Origin of the sequence: Kaistia sp. MMO-174 (assembly GCF_037147815.1) — a bacterium.
Lineage (GTDB): Bacteria > Pseudomonadota > Alphaproteobacteria > Rhizobiales > Kaistiaceae > Kaistia > Kaistia nematophila.
Map to the genome: position 1 here is coordinate 1 of NZ_JBBCUO010000002.1, position 22,139 is coordinate 22,139.

At 63.4% G+C, this 22,139-nt stretch carries 31 protein-coding genes; 20 read left to right on the top strand and 11 right to left on the bottom strand.

Annotated elements, in window-relative coordinates:
* The first annotated feature begins 159 nt into the window (after window positions 1-159).
* The 13 genes from WFK98_RS05985 to WFK98_RS06045 all read left to right on the top strand — a co-directional run bounded on the left by WFK98_RS05985 (window position 160) and on the right by WFK98_RS06045 (window position 7,708).
* Entirely contained in the window at window positions 160-552 is a 393-nt protein-coding gene (locus tag WFK98_RS05985; protein ID WP_336799615.1) for a hypothetical protein, read from the top strand.
* Between the two features lie 13 nt (window positions 553-565).
* Window positions 566-934: a hypothetical protein gene (locus WFK98_RS05990; RefSeq protein ID WP_266339587.1), complete on the top strand. Its 369-nt coding sequence runs from the start codon at window positions 566-568 to the stop codon at window positions 932-934.
* Window positions 927-1,535: a hypothetical protein gene (locus WFK98_RS05995; RefSeq protein WP_336799616.1), complete on the top strand. Its 609-nt coding sequence runs from the start codon at window positions 927-929 to the stop codon at window positions 1,533-1,535. Before WFK98_RS05990 ends, WFK98_RS05995 begins: the two co-directional genes overlap by 8 nt.
* Before the next feature lie 14 nt (window positions 1,536-1,549).
* Window positions 1,550-1,915, top strand: a complete 366-nt coding sequence (locus WFK98_RS06000; RefSeq protein WP_266339589.1) for a hypothetical protein — start codon at window positions 1,550-1,552, stop codon at window positions 1,913-1,915.
* A gap of 41 nt (window positions 1,916-1,956) precedes the next feature.
* Window positions 1,957-2,334, top strand: coding sequence for a hypothetical protein (locus tag WFK98_RS06005; RefSeq protein ID WP_266339590.1), 378 nt, complete (start codon window positions 1,957-1,959; stop codon window positions 2,332-2,334).
* A gap of 20 nt (window positions 2,335-2,354) precedes the next feature.
* A complete protein-coding gene (locus tag WFK98_RS06010; RefSeq protein WP_336799617.1) occupies window positions 2,355-3,236 on the top strand; it encodes a hypothetical protein in 882 nt (293 codons plus the stop codon).
* A gap of 8 nt (window positions 3,237-3,244) precedes the next feature.
* The gene (locus tag WFK98_RS06015) at window positions 3,245-4,069 is read left to right on the top strand and encodes a hypothetical protein (protein ID WP_336799618.1); all 825 of its coding nucleotides are present in this window, start codon (window positions 3,245-3,247) and stop codon (window positions 4,067-4,069) included.
* A complete protein-coding gene (locus WFK98_RS06020; protein WP_266339593.1) occupies window positions 4,066-4,494 on the top strand; it encodes a hypothetical protein in 429 nt (142 codons plus the stop codon). Before WFK98_RS06015 ends, WFK98_RS06020 begins: the two co-directional genes overlap by 4 nt.
* Window positions 4,494-5,177: a hypothetical protein gene (locus WFK98_RS06025; protein ID WP_266339594.1), complete on the top strand. Its 684-nt coding sequence runs from the start codon at window positions 4,494-4,496 to the stop codon at window positions 5,175-5,177. Before WFK98_RS06020 ends, WFK98_RS06025 begins: the two co-directional genes overlap by 1 nt.
* A gap of 179 nt (window positions 5,178-5,356) precedes the next feature.
* Window positions 5,357-6,208 carry a DNA adenine methylase gene (locus tag WFK98_RS06030; RefSeq protein ID WP_420909642.1) on the top strand — a complete coding sequence of 284 codons (852 nt, stop codon included), beginning with the start codon at window positions 5,357-5,359 and terminating at the stop codon, window positions 6,206-6,208.
* Window positions 6,209-6,332: 124 nt separating this feature from the next.
* Window positions 6,333-6,995, top strand: a complete 663-nt coding sequence (locus WFK98_RS06035) for a lysozyme (RefSeq protein ID WP_266338547.1) — start codon at window positions 6,333-6,335, stop codon at window positions 6,993-6,995.
* A complete protein-coding gene (locus WFK98_RS06040; RefSeq protein ID WP_266339597.1) occupies window positions 6,992-7,237 on the top strand; it encodes a hypothetical protein in 246 nt (81 codons plus the stop codon). Before WFK98_RS06035 ends, WFK98_RS06040 begins: the two co-directional genes overlap by 4 nt.
* 120 nt (window positions 7,238-7,357) lie before the next feature.
* Entirely contained in the window at window positions 7,358-7,708 is a 351-nt protein-coding gene (locus tag WFK98_RS06045; RefSeq protein WP_266339598.1) for a hypothetical protein, read from the top strand.
* 32 nt (window positions 7,709-7,740) lie between these two features.
* Here WFK98_RS06045 and WFK98_RS27330 read toward each other — a convergent pair whose 3' ends face one another.
* The gene (locus tag WFK98_RS27330; RefSeq protein WP_420909638.1) at window positions 7,741-8,544 is read right to left on the bottom strand and encodes a glycosyltransferase family 32 protein; all 804 of its coding nucleotides are present in this window, start codon (window positions 8,542-8,544) and stop codon (window positions 7,741-7,743) included.
* Window positions 8,545-9,252: 708 nt separating this feature from the next.
* Here WFK98_RS27330 and WFK98_RS06050 point away from each other — a divergent pair.
* Entirely contained in the window at window positions 9,253-10,224 is a 972-nt protein-coding gene (locus WFK98_RS06050; protein WP_336799619.1) for a helix-turn-helix domain-containing protein, read from the top strand.
* A gap of 178 nt (window positions 10,225-10,402) precedes the next feature.
* Here WFK98_RS06050 and WFK98_RS06055 read toward each other — a convergent pair whose 3' ends face one another.
* The 4 genes from WFK98_RS06055 to WFK98_RS06070 all read right to left on the bottom strand — a co-directional run bounded on the left by WFK98_RS06055 (window position 10,403) and on the right by WFK98_RS06070 (window position 11,822).
* The gene (locus WFK98_RS06055) at window positions 10,403-10,558 is read right to left on the bottom strand and encodes a hypothetical protein (protein ID WP_336799620.1); all 156 of its coding nucleotides are present in this window, start codon (window positions 10,556-10,558) and stop codon (window positions 10,403-10,405) included.
* A gap of 118 nt (window positions 10,559-10,676) precedes the next feature.
* The gene (locus WFK98_RS06060; protein WP_336799621.1) at window positions 10,677-10,865 is read right to left on the bottom strand and encodes a hypothetical protein; all 189 of its coding nucleotides are present in this window, start codon (window positions 10,863-10,865) and stop codon (window positions 10,677-10,679) included.
* A 99-nt stretch (window positions 10,866-10,964) separates the two neighbouring features.
* Window positions 10,965-11,219 carry a DUF982 domain-containing protein gene (locus WFK98_RS06065; protein WP_336799622.1) on the bottom strand — a complete coding sequence of 85 codons (255 nt, stop codon included), beginning with the start codon at window positions 11,217-11,219 and terminating at the stop codon, window positions 10,965-10,967.
* A gap of 339 nt (window positions 11,220-11,558) precedes the next feature.
* Entirely contained in the window at window positions 11,559-11,822 is a 264-nt protein-coding gene (locus tag WFK98_RS06070) for a helix-turn-helix domain-containing protein (RefSeq protein WP_336799623.1), read from the bottom strand.
* Window positions 11,823-12,018: 196 nt separating this feature from the next.
* On the opposite strand from WFK98_RS06070, the gene WFK98_RS06075 reads away from it, so the two are divergent.
* Window positions 12,019-12,219: a general stress protein gene (locus tag WFK98_RS06075; RefSeq protein ID WP_336799624.1), complete on the top strand. Its 201-nt coding sequence runs from the start codon at window positions 12,019-12,021 to the stop codon at window positions 12,217-12,219.
* Between the two features lie 51 nt (window positions 12,220-12,270).
* A complete protein-coding gene (locus tag WFK98_RS06080) occupies window positions 12,271-13,527 on the top strand; it encodes an NAD(P)/FAD-dependent oxidoreductase (protein WP_336799625.1) in 1,257 nt (418 codons plus the stop codon).
* A 36-nt stretch (window positions 13,528-13,563) separates the two neighbouring features.
* Here the strand turns inward: WFK98_RS06080 and WFK98_RS06085 are convergent, their stop codons facing one another.
* From WFK98_RS06085 to WFK98_RS06095, 3 genes are all read right to left on the bottom strand, one after another.
* On the bottom strand, window positions 13,564-14,523 hold the full coding sequence (locus WFK98_RS06085) for an SDR family oxidoreductase (RefSeq protein WP_336800306.1): 960 nt from the start codon (window positions 14,521-14,523) through the stop codon (window positions 13,564-13,566).
* A 34-nt stretch (window positions 14,524-14,557) separates the two neighbouring features.
* The gene (locus WFK98_RS06090) at window positions 14,558-15,178 is read right to left on the bottom strand and encodes a cysteine hydrolase family protein (RefSeq protein WP_336799626.1); all 621 of its coding nucleotides are present in this window, start codon (window positions 15,176-15,178) and stop codon (window positions 14,558-14,560) included.
* Between the two features lie 141 nt (window positions 15,179-15,319).
* Window positions 15,320-15,823 (bottom strand): YciE/YciF ferroxidase family protein, encoded by a 504-nt coding sequence (locus WFK98_RS06095; RefSeq protein WP_266339607.1) that lies wholly within the window; start codon window positions 15,821-15,823, stop codon window positions 15,320-15,322.
* A 306-nt stretch (window positions 15,824-16,129) separates the two neighbouring features.
* Here WFK98_RS06095 and WFK98_RS06100 point away from each other — a divergent pair, with 306 nt between their 5' ends.
* The 3 genes from WFK98_RS06100 to WFK98_RS06110 all read left to right on the top strand — a co-directional run bounded on the left by WFK98_RS06100 (window position 16,130) and on the right by WFK98_RS06110 (window position 18,371).
* The gene (locus tag WFK98_RS06100) at window positions 16,130-16,426 is read left to right on the top strand and encodes a PepSY domain-containing protein (RefSeq protein WP_266339608.1); all 297 of its coding nucleotides are present in this window, start codon (window positions 16,130-16,132) and stop codon (window positions 16,424-16,426) included.
* 17 nt (window positions 16,427-16,443) lie between these two features.
* Complete coding sequence (locus WFK98_RS06105) at window positions 16,444-17,016, top strand: general stress protein (RefSeq protein WP_336799627.1); 573 nt, start codon at window positions 16,444-16,446, stop codon at window positions 17,014-17,016.
* A 110-nt stretch (window positions 17,017-17,126) separates the two neighbouring features.
* Complete coding sequence (locus tag WFK98_RS06110) at window positions 17,127-18,371, top strand: NRAMP family divalent metal transporter (protein WP_336799628.1); 1,245 nt, start codon at window positions 17,127-17,129, stop codon at window positions 18,369-18,371.
* Between the two features lie 1,232 nt (window positions 18,372-19,603).
* Here WFK98_RS06110 and WFK98_RS06115 read toward each other — a convergent pair.
* Complete coding sequence (locus WFK98_RS06115; protein ID WP_266339611.1) at window positions 19,604-19,789, bottom strand: hypothetical protein; 186 nt, start codon at window positions 19,787-19,789, stop codon at window positions 19,604-19,606.
* A 101-nt stretch (window positions 19,790-19,890) separates the two neighbouring features.
* On the opposite strand from WFK98_RS06115, the gene WFK98_RS06120 reads away from it, so the two are divergent.
* Window positions 19,891-20,604, top strand: coding sequence for an SOS response-associated peptidase (locus WFK98_RS06120; RefSeq protein WP_266339612.1), 714 nt, complete (start codon window positions 19,891-19,893; stop codon window positions 20,602-20,604).
* Window positions 20,605-20,656: 52 nt separating this feature from the next.
* Here WFK98_RS06120 and WFK98_RS06125 read toward each other — a convergent pair whose 3' ends face one another.
* Entirely contained in the window at window positions 20,657-21,694 is a 1,038-nt protein-coding gene (locus WFK98_RS06125; RefSeq protein WP_336799629.1) for a histidine kinase dimerization/phosphoacceptor domain -containing protein, read from the bottom strand.
* A 2-nt stretch (window positions 21,695-21,696) separates the two neighbouring features.
* Window positions 21,697-22,110 carry a response regulator gene (locus tag WFK98_RS06130; protein WP_266339690.1) on the bottom strand — a complete coding sequence of 138 codons (414 nt, stop codon included), beginning with the start codon at window positions 22,108-22,110 and terminating at the stop codon, window positions 21,697-21,699.
* Window positions 22,111-22,139 lie beyond the last annotated feature (29 nt).

Below are 22,139 nucleotides of genomic sequence, written 5' to 3' on the forward strand. Positions count from 1 at the left end.
GCTGATCCTCGTCGACATGTTCTACGGCGCCAGCGGCGTGCGCGGACCAGGGCGGGGGTTCGAGGTCACCTATCGCCGGGCCAGCAACTATTTCACGATCAACAACACCACGGCGGGCGCAGTGTTTTCTTACAACGTCTTCGACAACGAGATGACCTGATGCGGTTGTTCTATCACGATGCCGAGGGCAGGCTGACCGGCCAGGCCTCCGGGGCCTTTTCGCCAGAGGAGTTGGTCAGCCTGGCGGAGCGTCAGCTGTTTCTCACGGTCCCGGACGATGCGGCCTTCGCCCAGAGCTATGTGCTCGACGGCGAGCTTGCCGCCCGGCCGGTGGCGCCGATCACGATCAACCGCACCGAGATCCCGGCCGACAAGCGCAGCAAGGTCAAGATCGCCGGCCTGCCGGATCCCTGCGTCGTGCTCGTCGACGGCGAGCCCGTCACGGTCGCGGGCGGGCTGCTGGAGCTGACGGCCGACATGCCTGCGACCTATTCGATTGTCTTCGACCAGTTCCCGTACATGCCCTGGTCGGCCGAGATTACGGCCACCTAGCCGGAGCCTTCCCTTGAAAATCCGACTGACGAAGAACCTGGACCCGTTCCGGGCGGGCGCCCTCGCGCATCTCGACGAGTTCGTCGGCCAGCAGATCTACGCTCAGACGGCGTCGCCGATCGCGATGCTGCGGGCGCGGAAGCTGGCCGAGGCGAAGCGCGTGCTGGCAGGCGAGGGCGGGGCGCCGATGCTGAAGGCCGAGGCCCGCGCCAAGGGGGTCCGGGTCGCCGCACTGGCGGCATCTGTCGTCGAGAAGGCAACGGCCGGGGCGGAAACGCTGGCGACGATCGAGGCTCGCCGACAGGCGACGCAGGCCGCCATTCGTTCCGCGCCGCATCCGGCCGCCATCGAAGCCGCGCTCGAGGAGTTCCTGAATGGCTGACAGCACCTATCACGCCGGCTCGATTTCCGTCGCCGCCGGCGGTCTTGCCGTGCTCGGCACGCTGACGGCGTTCCTGAGCCAGGTGAAGCCCGGCGATACGCTGCTGAAGGGCAACGGCTTTGCGGTGATCGAGGCGGTTCCGAGCAACACCAGCCTGACGCTGGCGACGCCCTGGAATGGCACCATGCTCACCGACGAGCAGGACTATCGGATCCTGCGCACTGGCGTCGGCTGGCACACCGCCGTCGAGATCAACGCCCGCCTGACGTCGATCGTCGCGGCGCTCGAGGCGGGCATCGGCTTCAAGCCGGACGCGACCGGCGCGCTCACCGATCGCGCGGCCAACAACGCCGCAGCGAAGGGCTTCATCTTCGTCCGCACCGACGTCGTGCCGTTCCAGATCTACATCAAGGCCAGCGCGACCTCCGGCGACTGGGCCGGGCCGACCAGCATGCAGGGCAATGCCGGCACACCCGGCGCGCCCGGCGCGACGACGGCCGACGTGCTCGCCGCGCTCGGCATTCCCTTGATCACCATCAGCACCAACGACCCGACCGGCACCGCGCCGGAAAATGCGCTCTGGCTGAAAGTTCCCGCCTAACCAAAGGACCGACCATGGAAACGATCCGTATCAACGAAGACCTTATCGAGATCGGCGGCAAGGCGCGTGTCGAGCGCGGGCCGGCCAGGAAGACTGCGGAGGCAACGGAAGCGCTGCTCTCGAACGAAAACACCGCCGCACACTATCAGGTGTCCCAACCCGTTCTGAACGAGGACGGGGAACAGATTGGCTGGTCGCACCGTGACGCTCTCGGCCAGCCCATCCTGCTCGGCCAGCCAATGGCCTATCTCGACTGGCTCGCCGGTCGGAATGTCTTCTACGTCTATCTGCTCGATGCTCGGGGCAAGTGGCAGGAAGACAGTGACCACCCCGATGAGGTTGCGGCAATCGCTCGCGCGACCGAGATCGCCGCCGGCTGACCTGGCCGGCGGCCCATCAATCCAAACTGAAAGGTCTTCACATGCCCTATCTGAACGACCGGGTGCTTGATCTCGGCCTCAACGTGCTCGACGCCGAGGCAGACAAGATCGCCGTCTGCAATGCCGAGCCGGCTACCTTCACGGCCGCCAACGCTACCAATGCGCTCGGTAGCAAGGCCTTCTCCGTAGGCGGTGCCTTCGGCTCTCCGGCGGCTCGCTCTGGTGGGCGCAAGGTGACATCGACCGCAATTTCCGATGGATCGATCACCACGACCGGCACTGCGTCACATTGGGCGGGCCTCGACACCGTCAACAGTCGCCTGCTGGTCGCCCAAGCGCTGACCGCAACACAACCGGTGACGGCCAGCAACGTCTTCACGCTTGGCGCCATGGACGTCTCCCTGCTCGGCCCGGCCTGACCTTCATCCTGCGAGGATAGATGCTCGGATCAGCTCCTCTCGGCTCTGTCCCGCTTGGCCGGCAGGCGCCGGGCAACATCGTCGCGCTCTCAGGCAGCGACGTCGTCTCCGCTAATGCCCAGATCGGCACGGCGGCGCTTGGCCAGGTTCATGCTCTTTCCGGCGCCGCCGTGACCTCTTCGGGGGCCGTCGTCGGAGCGGGCGTCCTTGGGCAAGTCCATGCCCTGACGGGCGCAGGCCTGGTCTCCGCGACGGCGGTCGTCCAAATGGCGGCGCTGGGCCAGGTCCACGTTCTGGCCGGCCAGAGCCTTGCCGGTGTGGTCGCTGAAATCGGACTGGGTTCGCTTGGCGTCGCCGGCGTGGCTCTGCTTGGCCTGTCGGTCGCTACCGCGCCCGCCGAGATCGGCACGGCGGCGCTCGGCCAGATCCACGCCCTGGCCGGGCAGGAGGTACTCTCCGGCGCTGCAGCGATCGGTCTGGGGGCGCTCGGCCAGGTCCATGCCTTGGCGGGCTTGCCCGTCATCGGCGCGCCCGCTGCAATCGATGCAGGATCGCTGGCCGTTCTGGTGCCGCTCGTCGGCCTCGGGCTTGTCGGAGCACCTGCGGAGATCGGCAGCGCCGTTCTCGGCCAGATCCACGCGCTTGGTGGGCAATCCCTCGTCTCCCAGCCGGCCATCGTGGGCGCGTCGCCTCTGGGCCAGATCCATGCCCTGCATGGCAGCGATGTGCAGTCACTGCCAGCCGAGATCTCGCTGGGGTTGATCGGCGGCAGCCTGTTCTTCGTCAAGCGCGGCGGCATCGCGGTGCCGGCCAAGCTCTTCGTCCGCAAGGGCGGCACATGGAAGCCCGTAACGCACGGCTGGATGGGCCGTGGCGGCTCCTGGCGCACCAACTACCAGTAAGGAACAAGATGGCTGTCAAACTGTTCGACCGGGTGCGGATGACCGTCGCGGCCGGCGGAGCGGGCAATCTCACGCTCGGATCTGCCGTGGGCAATGCCGCGACGGGCTACTATCAAACCCTCGCTGCTGCCGGAGCGGTCAATGGCGACCAGTTCGCCTACGTTCTCGAAGAGGGCTCGGCCTTCGAGTGGGGCATCGGCACCTATATTGCCGGTACGACGAGCTTCTCGCGCAGCCTGATCAAGTCGACGACCGGCTCGCTGCTCAATGTCACGACAGCCGCGCAGATGTTCGTGACGCCGCTTGCGCGGCACTTCCCTGTCGGTCCGCAAACGATCTGGATCCCCGCCGGCGCGATGATGCCGCGCGCGACCAGCCCGGCCGGTCGGGGCAAGTACGATTCCGGTTCGAACGACATCAGCCTGTCGACGATGGACTTCGACACGACGACGCAGGAATACGCGCATTTCGCCGTTGCCATGCCGAAGGGCTGGGACGTGGGTACGGTCACTTTCATTCCCTACTGGACCAATACCGGCGGCGCGACGGGCCAGAATGTCGTCTGGTCGCTGGCCGGCCGCGCGCTTGGCAATGCAGACGGCATCAACGGCGTCTTCGGGACCGCGCAGGTGTCGGATGATGCCTGGAACGGCCAGAACTGGCTCTACATCGGCCCGGAGAGCGCGCCCATCGAAATCGGCAACACTCCGGCCGAGAGCGACCTTGTCGTGTTCGAGGTCTCGCGCGTGGTTGCCTCGGACAACATGGCCGGCGACGCGATCCTGATCGGCATCAAGCTGATGATCAGCTTCAACACAGGCAATGACGCATGACCGAAGCCAGTCTGATCGCGCTCGTCTCGCCGCAGGGCGTCATCGCCCGGATCTCGCCGGCGCGTCTCATCGACCCGGATGCCGGCACCAAGCCCGGCTGGCGCTGGCTGCCGATCGTCGAGGAATACGGCGAGCCCTTCGGTGACACTGTCGAGGCCGATCGTGTGCTGCGCCTGGTGCAGGATCCTGCAGCCATTCCGCAGCCGAAGCGCCAGGTGGCGAAGACCCTGGTGGAGGCGCGCGTCGATCGGTATCCGGGCAAGCTGACCGAGATCATGGCGATCCTGATGCAGGATGGTTCGAAGTTCGTCCGCTGGATCTCGCGTGACTATCCCTTCGTCAATTCCGACGATCCCGACACCATTGCCGTGCTCGAGGCGGTTGACCTCGACCCTGACGAGATCCTGGCGCCGGGCGACGACTGATGTATGCGGTCAATCACCTCGAGGGCTTCGGCACCCTTCTGGAGTCCGGCGCCAAGGTAACGTTTCTCGGCTCGGCGACACCGAAGACTTCGGGCGCGACGTCGTTCACCTTCTCATCGCAGTCGTTCGGGCAGACGGTTCCGGCCGGCGCTGTTCTGGTCATGTGCCTGACCTCGGACGCCTCCGGCGCGAACCGCAACTACAATGGCTGCACGGTCAACGGGAATGCGGCCTCGCCCAATGCGGTGAGTCCGAACGGACTGACGATGGTCGGCATCTACCAGTATGTCGCGCCAAGCGACATGTCGTCGGCGACCATCGTCGTCTCGTCCAACGGCACCGCCGGCGGCTGCACGCTCGACATGTTCATGCTCGAGAACCTGCAAAGCACCACGCCGATCGGGACGTTCGTCACCACGGGTACGACGCCGGCCAACTCGGACCCGACGACCACCTTCAGCCCGACTGACACCGGCAACGTCGCGATCGCGGTGGCGCTCAACATCGGAACGGGCGCTATCACCTGGATCGGGCTCGATGTGCAGGCGACGCAGGCCATGAATGTCTTCGCTGCGCATGTCGCCACGGCTGCAATGGGCAACGACCTCGAGACGTTGATCGCGATCACGGCGGACTGTGCCACGCCGAACCGTCCGCGCATGGCGGCGGCCTACTGGCGGTAGGCGCCTAGAGATCCGTGCCGCTCGAAAAGGAGCGGACGGCCCGGAGCGCGCGAACGCTCCGAACTTCGGGACAGGTGGGCACCGAGCCCCCGCAAGACGCCAAAAAGCTCAACGTCACGTCCGCCGCTGCTGTGCACAGCCCCCCGAGCGTGATCGATTCGAGTAAACAAACCATGGAAATGGAATTCCGGCCGGTCAGGCCGGTCTCGCCTGTCGCCGGCTATATCGGCGGCAAGCGCAATCTCTCGGCGCGCCTGGTCAAGCTGATCGACGCGATCGACCACATCACCTATGCCGAGCCGTTCGTCGGCATGGGCGGCGTCTTTCTCAAGCGAGAGAGGGCGCCCAAGGCCGAGGTGATCAACGACATCAGCGGCGACGTCGCCGGCTTCTTCCGCGTGCTGCAGCGCCACTACGTCGCCTTTCTGGACATGCTGCGCTTCCAGGTCGCCAGCCGCCGCGAATTTGAGCGGCTGACGGCGACGGACCCGACCACGTTGACGGACCTCGAGCGCGCGGCGCGGTTTCTGTACCTGCAGCGCCTGGCCTTCGGCGGCAAGGTTCGCGGCCGGACCTTCGGTGTCTCCCCGGACATGCCGGCCCGCTTCGACGTCACCAAGCTCGGCCCCATCCTCGAGGCGGTTCACGAGCGTCTCGCCGGCGTCGTGATCGAGTGCCTGCACTACAGCGAGTTTATCGGACGGTATGACCGGCACGGGACGCTGTTCTATCTCGATCCGCCTTATGCCGGATCGGAAGACGACTACGGCAAGGGTGTGTTCGGTCCCGACGATTTCGTGAAGCTGGCGACGCAGCTGCGCACGATCGCCGGCGGCTTCATGTTGTCGATCAACGATACGCCGGAGGTGCGCGCGGCCTTTGACGGCTTCGCGATCGAGGAAGTCGAGACGACCTATACGATCGCTTCCGGCGCGGCCCAGACGGTCGCCGAGCTGATCATCACCAACGAGAAGGGGGTGCCATCACCGCAAGGCGGTATGCCCTTGTTCGAAACCCTCGCTGGCGCCTGAGCCGGCAAAAGAGCGCCCGCGCGGCTTAGCCGGCGGGCGGAGTGCTTCATCTAGCCAGGACCAGACTCTGGGTGCGCGCTCTGGCGCTTTCAATCGATCCCGCTTCACAATTCGGAGAGACGACATGACCCGCGAAGTTACGGCGGCAGGCATCGCCATGATCAAGGGGTTCGAGGGCTTCAAGGCGAAGGCCTACCTCGACACCGGCAACGTCCTGACCATCGGCTACGGCCACACGTCGGACAGCAACTATGTCGTGAAGGCCGGCGCGGTCATCACGGAAGCCAAGGCGGAGGAGCTGCTGCGGCTGGATCTGCGCGAGGCGGAGGAGATCATCAACCGGCTGGTGAAGGTGTCGCTCAACGACAACCAGTTCGCGGCCCTGGTCTCCTTCGTCTTCAACATCGGCGAGAAACAGTTCCGCGGCTCGACCCTGCTGAAGAAGCTGAACAAGGGCGACTACGCCTCGGTCCCGGCCGAGATGGCGAAGTGGGTCAATGACAACGGCAAGAAGATCACCGGCCTGGTGAACCGCCGCAATGCCGAGGGTGGCCTCTGGGTGAAGGGCTCCTTCGTCTCCAGCGCGTCGGTGCCGGCGGCGCCGCCCAAGGCGAACATCCTGACGAAGCCGGAAGTGCTGATGCCGGCCGCGACTGCCGCCGGCACGGTGATCGCGGCGGCCAATGGGCCGGGGCCGATCGCCTATGCCATTGGCGCGGTGATCGTTATCGGCGCCGCCGTGGCCGCCTTCTACTTCATCCGCCGGACCCTGCAGGCGTCGCGGTGATCGCCTGGTTCTTCGCGACGCGCGTCGGCCGCTATGTGGCGGCCATCGGTGCCCTGCTGCTGATCCTGGCCGGCCTCGCGCTGAAGCTGATCGCCGTGGGGCGAGGGCAGGAGCAGGCCAGGCAGGCGGCCGACAAACTCAAGGCCATATCGAAGAGGAGGGCCAGCGATGCCGAGGTGGATCAGCTTGGGGCTGCTGACGTTGGTGGCAGGCTGTCTCGCTGGATGCGGGACGGCAGGTAACTTCTGCGACGTCGCGGCGCCGATCCTGCCGTCCGTCGAGGACAGGCTTACCGAGGGGACGAAGCGGCAGATCCTGAAGCACGACAGCTATGGCGAACAGGCATGCGGGTGGAAGGCACGATGACTGCTGCAGACAAGATTGCCGCGAACACGACGATACTAATCCTGTCGCGGCTTTCCATGGTCGCAACGCCGGGGCTTCTCGCTGCCATCAGCTTTCTGTTCTGGCTCTACCTTAACGGGATTGCTGCCGATGCCAGCGCCGCCGTTGGAACCGCGACCAAGTTGGAGACCCGCGTCACCGTGTTGGAGGGGAACGAAGCCACCGGGCGCGAGGACCGGATCCGGTATCAGGACCAGGTGCTCGCCCAGTTGATCAAGCTCACCGACAAGGTCGACAGCCAAGCCGGGCAGATCGCCGCGCTTACCGCGACGATCGAGGCACTGAAAAGTCTTCCATCCAAGCACTAGCCCCGGCGAGTGCTAGCGGAGGAGCATTGTCCTTATCGTTGAAAGCGTCGCATGAAACCCTTCACTAACTGACGTTTCCTGCCTTCGCCATAAACGGTACGTCTATTCCATAGCGTATTGTAATCGTTGCCCCCTTCGATCCCCAACTCCGATAGACTTGTCCCTCCCTTCTTTCGTGATACTGCCACGAGATTGTCATGAGGGTCGAAAAACGCGAGATTTCCTGTCCTGGATCCGGGGGTAAGTAGCCGCGCCTTGCCAATCCACTGGGATTCCCGGGTTCGATCGCCCGAGTCATTCGCCAGTGCCTTGATCATTGCCTTCCCCAACAGGGCTGGACCCGTTGGGTGAAGCGAGCTGCTGCCGTAGTACTCTAACGAGCAGTTCGCCATGATCGCCGTGATAGCCAACTCCAGCTCTGTCCTGCCAGGTATGGACCAGAGAATTCCATTGGCGGTGGAGGTCCAGTGCTGGCCCGATTGAGGTGCATCTTGAAAGGCGCTGAACTCCGCCCACTCGGGAGGCGCGAATGCGTTCAGGAAGAAGAGCGAGAGATCCGAGTACAAGCCCCCATAGATGTACAGGAGACACAGGCGAGCAAGATCTGCTTTGTATGCAAAGGGCCGGAGCTTGTCGAAGGTTGAGACAACATCACCTCCCAAGGCGTCTAGGTCGGTGCGCAGGCTGTCGTGGCACCAAAGTCGATAAGGCGAGTGGGGATATAGCTGCTTCAGTCTGTCGACATTATCCTGAACGAGAGAGGGGAGGACGGGTGCGCGATTGAAGGGGCGGTTGATCAGTATCTGGTGAACGGGACCAATTCTTGTTCTTGGCATGAGTCGATATTCCGGGATCCGTGGACGCGGCGGTTCAGCCGCACCTTGGCCGGCTTTGTATAACCTATGTCCAGGCTTCGCCACCAAGGCAGGCTGTCATCCAGGCCGCCAACGGAAGCAAGCGGGTGCTTCGTGGGCGCCTCCCTGAGGCATTCCCACCCGCGTTAGGTTCACTCAGGTTCTCTCTCTGGGCGTCACGTCGAACATCACGCTGATGTGGCGGCGGCCGTGGCGGCCGTCACGCCGCTTTCACCAGCCTGTGATCGGCGCTACCTTGGCGAGCATGATACGGGCCATTACTCGCTCAACGGTCTTCGTCAGCCTAACCGGGTTCTCCCTCCTGTGCTGGTGGGCGATCTGGAAGGCCGCGGTCGACATCCTAGCGGCCTCGTTCTAGCAGGCGACATACTGCCAACCCCAGATCCATGCTACTTTGACGGACATGCCACGAGCGCTCGCCTTTGCACCGATGTATGCAGGCATGATTGCCGCCGCCATCACATGCTGGTGGGTCGCAGGGCCTCTTGCGCTCGACGTCAGCCCTGCGTTCTAGCGGGGACTGTTCCTCTTGCTCGCCGTCCCGGCAGAGTGGGCAAATGCGACGCGGTGGAGGGCCCCGCCGCATCCGAGGAGTCTGGAAGACGACAACAGAAGGACGTAGCCTTCTCCTCCGCTGTTGCAAGGCTGGAGCGGACTGACGAGGCTTCAATGTCGGGATTTCAGATTGACACCGAAACTGTTTCTGCCAATCAGCAGTTCGACATGTGGCACGCCGCCATGGAGACGGTCATTGATGTCGCCCGCGTCGACACGCGGGACGGACCACCAGGCTTTCCGGCAGTCCTGAACGCATGGGACTTCGCTGGTGTCGGTCTCGTTTCCATGCGGATGCCCGGACTCGGCTATGCGCGAAGGTGGACCCAAGTTAGGCAGCCGGCGGTAGATCATTGGTCGCTTATGCTTCCGATCGCAGATGGTTGGCGACAGCCCTACGCACCAAGGACCCTGTATGTGTCCTCTCTTGGAATGCCGTTTTCCGGGCAGGGCAGCGACACCGACGTCATCAGCCTTTTCATTCCTCGCGATGCCGTATCGGTTCAGTTGGCGTCGACCTTGGATAGCATCCATGAGCCGATCGTCGAGTCTGGCTCCGCGGGTCTGCTCATGGATCTGCTTAGTTCGCTCCGGGGGCGCCTGTTCGACGGTCTGTCGATCGACCCGCTAGCGGTCCGCAAGACGCTCCTTGCGTTGATTTCCGCTACGGTGTCGCCTCTCGCCCGACACCCCGAGAACGCCCGAGAGGTGCAGCGTTTTCTGATGAACCAACGCATTCTTCGCGAGATCCGATCTAGCGTCCAAGCCCCGGATCTCGGGATAGATATGCTCTGCAGCACATTCCGTCTCTCCCGGTCCGCACTCTACCGCATCTTTCCCGATCAGGGCGTCGAAGCCGTCATTCAAAAGGAGCGCCTCAATGCGATCGCGGAGGTGTTGGTGACCAACGACCAGGAAAAGATCGGAGCCATCGCTGCTCGCTATGGGTTTTACGACCCTTCAACATTCTCGCGAGCTTTCAAGTCCTGCTTCGGCGTTAGCCCGTCCGAGTACCGCGTGGCGAACCATGCACGGCCGCGCCATGTTGGCGAGCTGGATAAGTTCCTGGCTGAACTGGACCGCTGATCCGCTCCCACGCGATGCACGATGGGAGCTTGAAGCGGCAATAGCAATTCTGGCCGCCGGCAGAGGCACACGGCTCACGACCCGTCGGTTAGAATTTCCAGCTTCTCGCTCAGCTCATCGAGACGCTTTCTCAACGTCTGAATGTCGATCCACAAAGCTTGCCGGCGCATCTCGAGCGCTATGGGGTGGGAATCCTCGCCGGTGAGGAGCGAAACCTCAACAGTTCGACGACCTCTGCCGACAGGCTTCGCCGCCGCCGCGCCGCAGCCATCTCCAGTTCCATCTTCAGGATGACCGGAAGCATCAGTTTGTATTGAACCCGTTCTTCCGGCATTTGCGACTCCGACGATGTTGGACAGCCTGAAGAGTACCTCCGCCTGCCACCATTTGCAGAAGCCGAGTGCGGGCGACGCCTTTGATCGAGGCGTCGAGGCAAAAGCGTTGAAGTCTGGTCAGTCGTCTGGCGACAGATCGGTGGCGTCGGGAAGTCGGTCGTCCCGATCATGGTCTGGGTCTGACGCTGTCGTTTTCCGTTGGAGCGTGCGGGCGGCTTCCTGCAGATCGGCACGAGCTGTTGCGTCGGGAGCCTGCTCCGCCAAGTGGTTGAGCTCGACAATAACGGAGGAGATCTTCTGGGACATTTCAACCTCCCGGTCCCTGCCATCGGCGCCCGAAACCATGCCGACGGTCGCAGCAGCTTACTCTCCCTGGTTGCGCCTTTGCAATTCGGGGAGGGCGGTTCATGCCAACAGGTCGACTGCCAAGAGGTCGGCCTCGAACGCCGCTTCGACGAATAGAGCGCGAACATCGTCTGGCGTCGCGTTGCCCTCCAACTCCAGGAGGCAGATCTCCATGGCTTCAATGTGCCGGTCGGTGCCCCGGTATTCGGCCGGCCATAGCTCGGTCAACCACTTGGCAACGCGTAGCACGTCACTGACCGCCAACTGCTTGCCGTCGGAATTCCAGATGTAGACCGGTGCGAACTTGTGGTTCATGCCCGGCTAAATAGGGCAAGGAATCGGATAAGCACCGGCCTTCATGAGGGAGACCTGAATTCCCGAGCAAGACGCGGCCCGCGCCACGCTGAAGGTGATTCCGTCGCCGCACCCTGCGGGCCTGTGGCTTCGAGGCGCGCACTCCGAGCTTTGCCAAGCCATCGACGCGCTGCAGCCACAGTATGAACCCGGCGAGGCGAGTTGGGTGCGGGGGCGGCGCAACTATCGCCGTCGGATGGCGTTGATCCGTCGAGTGCGGACACTATCGATGCACTCAAGGCGCGCCCGCTGATCATCCTTCCCCCGCGATGCAGCGGGCGCAGCTTTGTTCAGGCGTCGCTAGTCAATAAACAGGTCCGCGCCGACATCGAGCGCCCATGCGAGCTTCACCTGCGCCTCGGGCGAAAGCTCGGTTCCCCCTTCCGCGCTCCGGATGACCGAAGCTCTGACACCAGATCGGATGGCGAGATCCTCGATCGAGAGCCCTCGCCATTGCCGCACGGCGGTGAGGGGCGAGACGCCGCTTCCAATCAAGGCGATCACTGCCTCTGGCAGATCTTCGTCGCCGTCCGGGCCATGCTCCAGGTTCCTTGGTGTCCGCATACGGGGCCTCCTGCCAGCCAACGCGGCTTAGGACGGATGGATGCATATATTGGTCCGTTATCATGTATGCGACATGCCTGGGCTCCGAGGGGAGCGCTACCTCCACCTGAACGGCATGTCTAGCGGTGTCCTCGGAACGACCTTGGCGCTGAGAACTTGTCCTATCGGGGGGAAGCGCAAGAGAGGAGTTTGAACAATGCCCGACAATGAAAAGCGTGGCGGCGCCGGAAACTTCGCGAACGACCCGAAGAAGGCCTCCGAGGCCGGACGCAAGGGCGGCGAGCATAGCAATGGTGGCCAGAAGCAGCACGAGCAGAGCCAGCATGGCGGCAACCGTCAGCAGGGCGGCGCCGACCACAACAAGGATCGCCCCGGCCGCCAGAACGACCAGCGATAAGTTGCGAGAGGCCCGCCATCCGGCGGGCCTCTGTCGGTTCGGGGGGAGGGGATGTCTGGACTGCCTTCTTATCCACGTCTCAATGCCGAGTTTTCGCCAAGTCCCCTCATCCATCCTTTGCGTTCCGGCAGAGCGCCTTGGTCGGATGAACGGCCTCCGTTACCCATTCTCGAACTAAGAGGTGGCGCCGGCTGTGAGGTCGTTGTCGTCGGCGCCGGCATCACGGGGGCATTCGCAGCGGAGGCGCTGACGCGTCAGGGGAAATCCGTCCTGATCGTGGATCGATCCTTTCCGGGGCGCGGCAGCACGGCGGCAAGCACCGCGATGTTGCTCTGGGAGATCGACACATCCCTTGTAGAGCTGGCAGAACGCTACGGATTCACCAAGGCCTCCATGCTGTACGGTCGCTGCCTTGCGGCGGTGCGCGAACTCGGTGAACTGGTGTCGGGGCTTGCCATCGACTGTAATTTTGCGGCGAGGCCGTCCCTCTACCTGGCCGAGTCCGACGCCTCACCCGACAGCCTGGCGGCGGAACAGGAGGCGAGGCTCCGGGCCAGCCTTCCCAGTACCCATCTATCCAACGCTGAGTTGCAGCAATCCTTTGGCATGAGCCGACCGGCAGCGCTGGTCGTCTCAGGTGCGGCGGAAGCTGATCCCGTTCGCCTGGCGAACGGACTGCTGCACCGTTCATTCGAGCGTGGGGCACGACTGGTAGCCGACGCCGTCGTCGACTACCAATTCGCCCAGAACGGTGCCGCGGCAGTGCTCGCATCCGGCGCGGTAATTGAGGCCCGACATATCGTGCTCGCGACGGGCTATGACATGCCGTCCTTTGTTCCCTCCGACCTGCACCGGATTGTCTCGACCTGGTGTGTTGCTACCCTTCCGCAGGCAGAGGCCCGTCTCTGGCCGCACCGTGCTTTGGTATGGGAGGCGGCGGACCCCTATCTCTATGCCCGGTTTGATAGTCAGGACCGGCTGTTGATCGGTGGCGAGGACGCCGCAATTTCTGTTGCGGACGCGCGGGAATCCTTGATGCCGGAGAAAGCTGCCCGGCTCGTCCAGCGCATGCGCGGCCTGCAGCCGCAGCTGGAGTTCGACGTCAGCCATTCTTGGTCGGCCGCGTTTGGCGAAACCGCCGACGGGTTGCCACTTATAGGCCGGGTTCCCCGGGCGCCCCGGGCTATCGCCGCCTATGGCTACGGCGGCAACGGGATCACGTTCAGCTATATTGCCTCGCGCATGATCGCTGCGATCGTCGCCGGCGAGGAACGACAGTGGTTCAGTGATTTCGCGCTGGACCGATGAACCAGGAGAGGCGGAGCTAAGTACCAGTGCTGAGTGCTAGTAGCCTCCGACGATCGGGAGGATCTCGCCGGTGATGTAGCTCGAGCATTGGGGCGACGCGAGGAAGACATAGGCCGGAGCAATCTCCTCCGGCTGCGCGGGGCGTTTCATCGGCGTGTCGGCACCGAACTGCGCTACGTCCTCGGCGCTCTTCTCCGACGGGTTGAGCGGAGTCCATACCGGGCCCGGTGCGACCGCATTCACCCGGATCCCCTTTGAAATCAGGTTCGCGGACAGCGCCCGCGTGAAAGCATGGATGCCGCCCTTCGTCATGGAATAGTCGACTAGGTTCTTGGAGCCCGTAAGTCCGGTGACCGAACCGGTATTGACGATGGCCGAGCCGGGCTTCATGTGCGCAGCCGCTTCCTGGGCCATATGGAAATAGCCGTAGAGATTGGTCTTTAGCGTCGCATCGAAGTGATCTTCCGTCAAGTCGGAAAAGGCGTCGGAATGCACCTGGAACGCCGCGTTGTTGACGAGAACATCAAGGCGGCCGAATTCCTTCAGGGTCTTTGCAACGGCGCCGTGGCAATCCTCTCGTCGGCTGACGTCGCCGGATATCAGGACGCAGCGCCGCCCCTCTGCCTCGACGGCGGATTTCGTCTCTTCGGCATCGTCATGTTCCGTGAGGTAGAAGATCGCGACGTCAGCCCCCTCGCGGGCAAAAAGAACCGCAACGGCCCGGCCGATGCCGGAATCGCCGCCCGTGATCAGCGCAACCTTGGAATCGAGCTTTCCCGATCCCTTCCAGAAGGGTGCCTCATACATCGGGGCCGGCTCGATCTCGCTCTCATGTCCAGGCTTTGGGTGGTGCTGCTTCGGAAAGGGGGGAGCAGGATAGGCACGCGCGCCGGCCTGCATGGCCTCGACGCGTCGTGGCGAAGCGGAGGCGTCGTTGCTGTCGACCTGTCGCTGGATCCGGCGCTGCCTCTCCGCAGCCTTGTTCGCCGAGTTCATCGTTGCCTCCCTTCTAAGGAGTTGTTTGAAAGCATCAGTTTCGCGGCCAGCGCTCCAGCAGCGCATCCGTCGATAGAACCTGCACCTGGCGGTAGAAGCGCGTCCGGTAAAGGGTGACGACTGCGTCATGCGAGGCGTCTGTCGAGCTGCAGATCGCGTCGGCGATCACAAAGACCGGATATCCGAGATCGACCGCATCAAGCACCGTTGCGAGTACGCAGACATCGGTTTCGGCGCCGGTGATGATGAGTCCATCGGCCTTCCGCGTCATTAGGATGCGGCGCAGATCGGACCCAAGGAATGCGGAATAGACGGGCTTGTCGATGACAAGCGCTGGCGGCACGAGCGCAGCCAAAGGTGGCAACAGCTGAAGCGAAACCGGTTTCAGCTGTTGCCGGGTCGCATGAGCATGGACGTCGTAGTAATGCCGCCAGGTGCCCCGGGCGTTCTCGGCAGTACGAGGCGGGATGAGGCGGGTGAAGACGGCCCTCTCGGGTCTGAACTCCGCGATGCGTAGAATGTTCGGAAGAGCAGCCTCCAGCCAGGGTGTCGGCCATGGTCCATCCGCCGCAAACAGGCCCTGCATGTCGATGCAGAGATGAACGGTCCGCTCGGTCGGTTGCCACGGAAACGACGATGACTTGATTTCGTCCACAGCGGCCGTCCATCTCCTGAGCCCCAGAGGACGGTCCTGACTATCCGGGATAGTACCAGGGCCGTGCCCGGATGCGGGGCGGTTTGCGATAGCGCAGCCGCGTTCCCAGCAGGGTACGCAGCAGGCGCCAGCGAGCCATCTTCACGCCGCGCGAGCGTTGACGCCGCCTTCTGCCAGCGCTGAGAGCTTCTTGTCGGCTGCGCCTTCTTCATCCAGGTTTTGCTGCAGCAGCGCCGCACAATCGTCACGGCCGAGCTGCTTTGCCCAGGCGACGAGAGTGCCGTAGCGGGCCATTTCGTAGTGCTCGACCGCCTGGCCAGACGCAATCAGCGCCGCATCGAGAACGGCCGAATCGTCGACGTCGCCGGCGACATCGTCCGCTTCCTCGATGATGCCGTCGATCGCCGGGCAGTCGACGCCCTTCACCTGGACACCGTGAAGCTCAAACACCTCCTCGAGGCGGTTCACGTGTTCCTTGGTCTCGGCAAGATGATTGCGGAAAGCCTCGGCAAGCGGCGCCGAATTGGCCTTCTCTGCCATCTTGGGAAGGGCCTTCAGGATCTGATTTTCGGCGTAGTAGATGTCCCGGAGCTGGTGCACGAACAATTCGTCCAGGCTCGTGATGTCTTTCGAAAACAGGCTCATGACAGTTTCCTCCTCGGTTTCGTACCGGGCTGCTGATGCTTGGTTCGATCTGGCAATGACGGCTCCAGCCGCCCCTTCCTCCGACCGCGGTCAGCTACGCCTGGCGGTCCGGGGATGAAGCTGTTTCAACTGTCGCCACGGCCCATGGTTCCGCGTCCCATGAAATTCGCAGAAGCGCTGTCCGCAGCGCCGCCGGCTTTGGGCCGGGCTCTCCGCAAGGGTGCAATGTTCGGGAACTTCGTGCCTTCGCGGGGATTGGTCTTCGTCGCCTGCGCTCAAGATGGAGCGCCTTTGGAGGAGACTTCCATGAAAGCCATAGCCTTAGCCGGGCTGGTCTCGGCCGCCCTTTGTCTGCCCGCGATCGCGGAGGATGCGACGACCCCCGCTGTATCGACCCAGGGATCCACAAACCCGAAGGCCCCGGTCCCCGGCGCCAATAGTTTCACCGAAGAACAGGCGCGAGCTCGCATCGTTGATGCCGGATTTACCGCTGTGTCAGGCCTCTCCAAGGACGACAACGGCATCTGGCGCGGCAAGGCGACCAAGGATGGCGCAACCGTCGATGTCCAGGTCGATTTTCAGGGCAACGTCACCAGCAAGTAGCGATGGGAGCATACAAAATGACGACTACAGTTTCCGGCCTGTTTGATAGTCGTGCCGAGGCCGCGGCCGCCGTCAACCAGCTCCAGGCCCTTGGCGTCGCAGGGGACGACATCAGCGTGGTTGCATCGGGCCAGAACGGCGAGATCGAAGATTCGCACGTGGGAGCCGATGCGGGCGCCGGCGCCGGCCTGGGCGCCGCGGTCGGAGGTTTGGGCGGACTTCTGACGGGGCTCGGCCTGATGGCCATCCCCGGCGTCGGGCCAGTCGTGGCGGCAGGCTGGCTCGTTTCGACGGCTGCGGGCGCTGCCGCCGGAGCGGTCGTGGGCGGCGCTGCAGGCGGTATCGTTGGCGCGATGACCAGCTCGGGCATTCCCGAAAGGGACGCAAACGTCTATGCCGAGGGTGTCCGGCGCGGCGGGACCTTGGTCACCGCGCGTGTCGAGGACGCGGACGTCGGAGCCGCGACAACGATCCTCCAGCGCGGCTCTGTCGACCTCGACCTGCGTCGAGCCGACTACGAGCGGGGAGGCTGGACGCGCTTTGATCCCAACGCGCCTCCTTCCGCTTTTCGGCGAGAGGATGAGATCTAGGCATTCCCTGCGGGGCAGGCCGTTGCGGATGTTCCTACCCCACGGCTTGATCTCGGTTTCGCGCTCGCGCCGCCTTTGTGGCGCGAGCTGAGGCTTCCAGGTAGGCGGCCATGAGCCTTGGCGAGCAATTGAAGCGGCTGGGTCCCGGTCTCATTACCGGTGCGGCAGACGACGACCCCAGCGGCATTGCGACATACTCCCAGGCAGGGGCCCAATTCGGGCCCACGCTCCTTTGGACGCTGGTCTTCTCGTACCCCTTCATGGTCGCTGTTCAGATGCTGAGCGCCCGCATCGGGCGTGTCACCGGCAGGGGGCTCATCCATAGTCTGGGAGCAACGCTGCCCCGCTGGGTGGTCTTGGGTCTGGCGGCGCTGTTGTTCGTGACAAACACGATCAATGTCGGTGCGGATCTGGCGGCGATGGGGGAGGCCGCTGCGCTCTTGGCCGGACGGGCCCAACTCGCCTTCACCGTTGCCTTTGCACTGGCGTCGCTGATCCTCCAGCTTTGGATTCCCTACCATCGATACGCCGACTATCTGAGGTGGTTGACGCTCGTCCTTTTGTCCTATGTCGCGCTTCTCTTCATGGTCAAGATCGACTGGGCGACGGTGGCTATCGGAATGTTGGTGCCGCGGTTGAGCAGCCGGGATGCCACTACGACGATAGTCGCCATATTCGGCACGACGATCAGTCCTTACCTCTTTGTCTGGCAGGCCTCCCAGGAGGTCGAGGAGATCCACCGGGTCCCCGAGCGGAAGCCGCTGAAGCAAGCCCCATCTCAGGGCGAGGACGCGCTTGTCCGAATTCGCTGGGATACCTTTGTCGGCATGGCTGTCTCGAACATCGTCGGGCTCGCAATCATGCTGGGAACGGCGGCAACGTTGCACGCGGCTGGCCAGGTGAACATCGCAAGCGCGGCGGACGCCGCGAAGGCGCTGCAGCCAGTTGCTGGCAATTTAGCCTTCGCCATTTTCAGCTTGGGAATCATTGGAACAGGGATGCTTGCCGTCCCGGTGTTGGCCGGGTCGTCGGCCTATGCGATCTGCGAGATCGGCGGATGGAGAGCGAGCCTTGAGCATCGCCCAATGCGGGCCAAGGCCTTTTACGCAGTGATCGCACTAGGGGTGGTACTCGGGCTCTCGATCGAGTGGACGCCGCTCAGTCCCATCAAGGCGCTCTTCTGGAGTGCGGTCGTGAACGGAATAGTGGCGGTTCCGGTTCTCGCTGGAATGATGGTCGCCGTCTCAAGGCGTTCTGTCATGGCGGACTATACCGCCCCGTTGGCGCTTAAGGTTCTGGGGTGGCTGACTACATTCCTGATGGGCGCAACGGCGTTGGCGATGGTCATTTTCTGACCTTCGCAGCTCCAGGAGCTCGTGAGAACTCTGCTGCGCTGATGGGCGCTGGCGGTGAGATTGGCACTCAGGCGCGCCTTCAATATTGGCTCTCACGAAAGCATCCATTCGCAACCGCCCCGGGCCCGACGCGTTGGCTTGTCGAGGGCCTAGTTGATGGCGCTCAGGGGCCCGCCCGCCGCAAGGTCTGCTCAGAGACGCGGCGTGCGCGGCCCTATTGCTTTCTCCCTGATTGCACACTCCTCGCGATTGAGAGGTTGGGTTTCATGAGCCGCAAAGAAGATATCACGATCCGCTTGGCGCTGGCTGCCGTAGACCCGGAATGGCTGCCGCTGCGATGGAGAAGAGGGTCTGACTTCGCGCCTCGGGGCGGGTTTCATCAAATGTCATCAATAGGAACTCACGGAAAGCTCGCTCTGGCGCCGCTTCTTTTGGAGACGAGCTAGCTATCTGGACAGCCATTCCCTCAGTCCCCATACCAGGAACACGCAGAATAGCGTAGCCCAGAGGACCCAGACCAAGCTTTTGAGGTCGGCGATCTTGGCGTCCCGTTGGGCCAGCTCTTCTTCGAGATGCGCAATCCGCGGATGAACAGGACTTCCATGCGAGTGGTCCCGTCTCTCTCCATCAAGTGCCCGTCTCGGCAGGCTATAGGGAGAGTCATCTTCCGACATTGCGCGCTCACAACTCGGCTCCCTTCATGAGAGTCAATGCAGTTTTGAATGAATGGTCAGGGAATACAATAGTCCGGAACGGAATGGCACGGTACTCTAGTGCCGATATCATCAGCTTTTTTCGCATGCTACCTTTGCGAGCATGTTTAGATCGTTTGCCTACGCGATGATGTATGTCGGTCTGGTTGCGGCCACGATCGGATGTTGCTTGGCTGTCGGACTTCTGGCTCTCGACGTCAGCCAGGCGTTCTAGACAAGACCGCTGCTAGCGATCGTCCCCGTCGCCGAAGGGGTTTATCTCTCCACGCATCAGGCATTTCAACTCCCATGCCGTTTCCCTGCACCGTCGGCAGAGTGGCTGGCAGGGCTCGCGTTTGATGTTGTGGCGCATGCACATGATGGCCGCGATCTCATCCCGTCTGGGGTTGGCCAGATACGCGCGCAGGGCCTGCAACAAGAGGGCCGCGGTCGCCGGTGTGAGCCGCACCTCCTTCTGCTGGCTGACCCTCTGTTCCAGCCGCGATAGGACCGCCCAAGGCGAGAGGGGGCGACCAATGCTCATGGCTCATCGGGTAGTCGGCCGCGCACATAGCCGAACGAGATCCTCGCGGCGCGGCTATCTGCTGTGAGCAAGAGCGTCTCGATCACAGCGCGGGCGTCGCCATTGTGGGCGGCGAGCAGGCTATCGACCCGCTCGTCGAGCGCGGTCTGCTCGGCATCGATGGTCTTGGCGGCATGCGCCATGGTGGTCACCTCTGGGTTTATGTTCCTATTTTGTTCTCATGCGCGAGGGAGTCAATCTGCCTCTGGTTGAAGGCGGCCGATCTCCCCGATAGGCTCGCCCCATGTGCAACCTTTACTCGATGACCCGAACGCAGGATGCCATTCGCGCCTTCGCCAAAGCGCTGCGCGACTACGCCGGCAATGTGCCGCCGTTGCCCGGCATCTTCCCCGACTATGCCGCGCCGATCGTGCGCACCAGTGCCGACGGTGTCCGCGAGCTGGCAACGGCCCGGTGGGGCATGCCGACCTCGCAATTCGCCTTGATGGAGGCGACCAAGAAGCGGGCAGCCAAGCTAGAGGCGAAGGGGCAGACGGTCGACTTCAAGGAGTTGCTGCGGATGGAGCCGGACTCCGGCACCACCAATATCCGCAACATCGGCAGCAAGCACTGGCAGCGCTGGCTTGGGGTCGAGAACCGATGCCTGGTGCCCTTCACCTCCTTCTCGGAATTCAACCGCGACGCCGGCGGCGACATCTGGTTCGCCCTTTCCGAGGATCGGCCGCTCGCCTTCTTCGCCGGTATATGGACCAACTGGACCAGCGTGCGGAAGGTGAGGGAAGGGGAAACGACGAACGACCTGTTCGGCTTCCTGACAACGGAGCCGAACGCCGAGGTGAAGGCGATCCACCCGAAGGCGATGCCGGTCATCCTGCGGACCGAGGCCGAGATTGAGCGCTGGATGACGGCGCCGGCGAACGAGGTGCCGGAGATGCAGCGACCGCTGCCGGATGGCGCGCTCCAGGTCGTCGCCCGCGGGACGAAGCAGGATGGATAGCGCCGCCTGGCCGGGAGCTTTGACGATGTCGTTCTTGCCGTCTACGCGTCCGCTAACTCGCCTTGAAGGATAGCCGAGCGGAGCAGCCGGGCGGCTCGGAATAGGTGATCGTCGCATCGAGGCTCGTGGCCATCGCGCTGACGATACGGCTTCCGACGCCCGTTCCACCGGACGAGTTTGCTCTGGATCGGCCGACGCCGTCGTCCTCGACGATGAGCGCCAGCCGGTCCGCGTCGTCGAGCCTGAGGATCACGCGGATTTCGCCGGTCCGCTGGTCGGGGTAGGCGTATTTGAATGCATTGATCACCAGTTCGGTGACCAGGACGCCGACCGTCACCGCCTTGTCCGTCGGGACGAATGCGATCTCCATCTGGCAGAGGGTCGTCGAGGTGTGTCCCGACGCCTTCATGGCGGTCTCGAGCTCGCTGACCAGGCCGCAGAGATAGGCGGAGAGTTCCACATTGCGCACGTCGTGCGACGAGTACAGCCGGCGATGAACGCCGGCGATGGCTGCAATTCGGCTTTGCGCCTCGCCCAGCGCCTGCTTCACATGCGCATCCGCCGCAGCATTCGTCTGAAGCCGGATCATCGAGCCGACAATCGCGAGGCTGTTGGCAACGCGATGATTGACCTCGTGCAGCAGGATCTCAGCGCGCTCCTTGGCGATCCGCATTTCGTGCTCGGCGAGATCCCGCGCCCTTTGCAGGCGCGCCTTCTCGACCGCCTGGTCGATCGCGCTGCCAAGGATCTCCAGGAACTCCTCACCGACGGCCTTGGGCACGTAGTCGGCGGCGCCGGCCTTGAGGGCCGCGACGATCACCGTCGTGTCACCGGAGGCGGTGACGTAAACGACCGGTGGCCGCTCGGGCAATCGGGCGAGATCGCCGAGGAAATCGAGACCCGTACCGGTCGGAAGGAAGTGATCGAGGGCGATGACATCGATGCCGCCATCAGCAAGCCGTGCCAGACCTGCCTCACCGGTCGATGACGATTCCACCGTATAGCCACGTCGGCCGAGAGTCTTCTGCACGAGCCGGGTGAGGCCCGGATCGTCGTCGATGTAGAGGATAGAGACGGGCCGGTTCGGCATTGCTACTCGGTTTCCGGCACTTGCATGACCGCGAAGAACAGGCCGAGTTGACGGATCGCATTGGCGAAACCGTCGTAATTGACCGGCTTGGTGATGTAGACGTTGGCACCGAGGTCGTAGCAGCGCTGGATTTCGCGACTGTCATCCGTCGTGGTCAGGACAACGACTGGCGATCGGCGGGTATGGGCGTTCGACTTGATCTTCTCGAGGATGTCGATGCCGGTCATGTCCGGCAGGTTCAGGTCGAGGAGCACGAGGATCTGGCGACCGGCGCTCGCCAGACCCGAACCATCGGGCCCCAGCAGATACTTTAGCGCGTCAGTGCCGTTCGTGAACGGGAGGATCTCGTTGTTGACGCCGGCGCGACGGATGTTCTTTTCGATCAGGCGGGCATGGCCCTCGTCGTCCTCGATCATGACGATGACGACCGGCTTGGCGTGCTGGT

Excerpts from the sequence above, each read along its gene's own strand:
- WFK98_RS05985 (WP_336799615.1), top strand. The coding sequence starts at position 160 with ATGCGGTTGTTCTATCACGATGCCGAGGGCAGGCTGACCGGCCAGGCC.
- WFK98_RS05995 (WP_336799616.1), top strand. The coding sequence starts at position 927 with ATGGCTGACAGCACCTATCACGCCGGCTCGATTTCCGTCGCCGCCGGC.
- WFK98_RS06000 (WP_266339589.1), top strand. The coding sequence starts at position 1,550 with ATGGAAACGATCCGTATCAACGAAGACCTTATCGAGATCGGCGGCAAG.
- WFK98_RS06005 (WP_266339590.1), top strand. The coding sequence starts at position 1,957 with ATGCCCTATCTGAACGACCGGGTGCTTGATCTCGGCCTCAACGTGCTC.
- WFK98_RS06010 (WP_336799617.1), top strand. The coding sequence starts at position 2,355 with ATGCTCGGATCAGCTCCTCTCGGCTCTGTCCCGCTTGGCCGGCAGGCG.
- WFK98_RS06015 (WP_336799618.1), top strand. The coding sequence starts at position 3,245 with ATGGCTGTCAAACTGTTCGACCGGGTGCGGATGACCGTCGCGGCCGGC.
- WFK98_RS06020 (WP_266339593.1), top strand. The coding sequence starts at position 4,066 with ATGACCGAAGCCAGTCTGATCGCGCTCGTCTCGCCGCAGGGCGTCATC.
- WFK98_RS06025 (WP_266339594.1), top strand. The coding sequence starts at position 4,494 with ATGTATGCGGTCAATCACCTCGAGGGCTTCGGCACCCTTCTGGAGTCC.
- WFK98_RS06030 (WP_420909642.1), top strand. The coding sequence starts at position 5,357 with ATGGAATTCCGGCCGGTCAGGCCGGTCTCGCCTGTCGCCGGCTATATC.
- WFK98_RS06035 (WP_266338547.1), top strand. The coding sequence starts at position 6,333 with ATGACCCGCGAAGTTACGGCGGCAGGCATCGCCATGATCAAGGGGTTC.
- WFK98_RS06045 (WP_266339598.1), top strand. The coding sequence starts at position 7,358 with ATGACTGCTGCAGACAAGATTGCCGCGAACACGACGATACTAATCCTG.
- WFK98_RS27330 (WP_420909638.1), bottom strand. The coding sequence starts at position 8,544 with ATGCCAAGAACAAGAATTGGTCCCGTTCACCAGATACTGATCAACCGC.
- WFK98_RS06050 (WP_336799619.1), top strand. The coding sequence starts at position 9,253 with ATGTCGGGATTTCAGATTGACACCGAAACTGTTTCTGCCAATCAGCAG.
- WFK98_RS06055 (WP_336799620.1), bottom strand. The coding sequence starts at position 10,558 with ATGCCGGAAGAACGGGTTCAATACAAACTGATGCTTCCGGTCATCCTG.
- WFK98_RS06060 (WP_336799621.1), bottom strand. The coding sequence starts at position 10,865 with ATGTCCCAGAAGATCTCCTCCGTTATTGTCGAGCTCAACCACTTGGCG.
- WFK98_RS06065 (WP_336799622.1), bottom strand. The coding sequence starts at position 11,219 with ATGAACCACAAGTTCGCACCGGTCTACATCTGGAATTCCGACGGCAAG.
- WFK98_RS06070 (WP_336799623.1), bottom strand. The coding sequence starts at position 11,822 with ATGCGGACACCAAGGAACCTGGAGCATGGCCCGGACGGCGACGAAGAT.
- WFK98_RS06075 (WP_336799624.1), top strand. The coding sequence starts at position 12,019 with ATGCCCGACAATGAAAAGCGTGGCGGCGCCGGAAACTTCGCGAACGAC.
- WFK98_RS06080 (WP_336799625.1), top strand. The coding sequence starts at position 12,271 with ATGTCTGGACTGCCTTCTTATCCACGTCTCAATGCCGAGTTTTCGCCA.
- WFK98_RS06085 (WP_336800306.1), bottom strand. The coding sequence starts at position 14,523 with ATGAACTCGGCGAACAAGGCTGCGGAGAGGCAGCGCCGGATCCAGCGA.
- WFK98_RS06095 (WP_266339607.1), bottom strand. The coding sequence starts at position 15,823 with ATGAGCCTGTTTTCGAAAGACATCACGAGCCTGGACGAATTGTTCGTG.
- WFK98_RS06100 (WP_266339608.1), top strand. The coding sequence starts at position 16,130 with ATGAAAGCCATAGCCTTAGCCGGGCTGGTCTCGGCCGCCCTTTGTCTG.
- WFK98_RS06105 (WP_336799627.1), top strand. The coding sequence starts at position 16,444 with ATGACGACTACAGTTTCCGGCCTGTTTGATAGTCGTGCCGAGGCCGCG.
- WFK98_RS06110 (WP_336799628.1), top strand. The coding sequence starts at position 17,127 with ATGAGCCTTGGCGAGCAATTGAAGCGGCTGGGTCCCGGTCTCATTACC.
- WFK98_RS06115 (WP_266339611.1), bottom strand. The coding sequence starts at position 19,789 with ATGGCGCATGCCGCCAAGACCATCGATGCCGAGCAGACCGCGCTCGAC.
- WFK98_RS06120 (WP_266339612.1), top strand. The coding sequence starts at position 19,891 with ATGTGCAACCTTTACTCGATGACCCGAACGCAGGATGCCATTCGCGCC.
- WFK98_RS06125 (WP_336799629.1), bottom strand. The coding sequence starts at position 21,694 with ATGCCGAACCGGCCCGTCTCTATCCTCTACATCGACGACGATCCGGGC.
- WFK98_RS06130 (WP_266339690.1), bottom strand. The coding sequence starts at position 22,110 with ATGATCGAGGACGACGAGGGCCATGCCCGCCTGATCGAAAAGAACATC.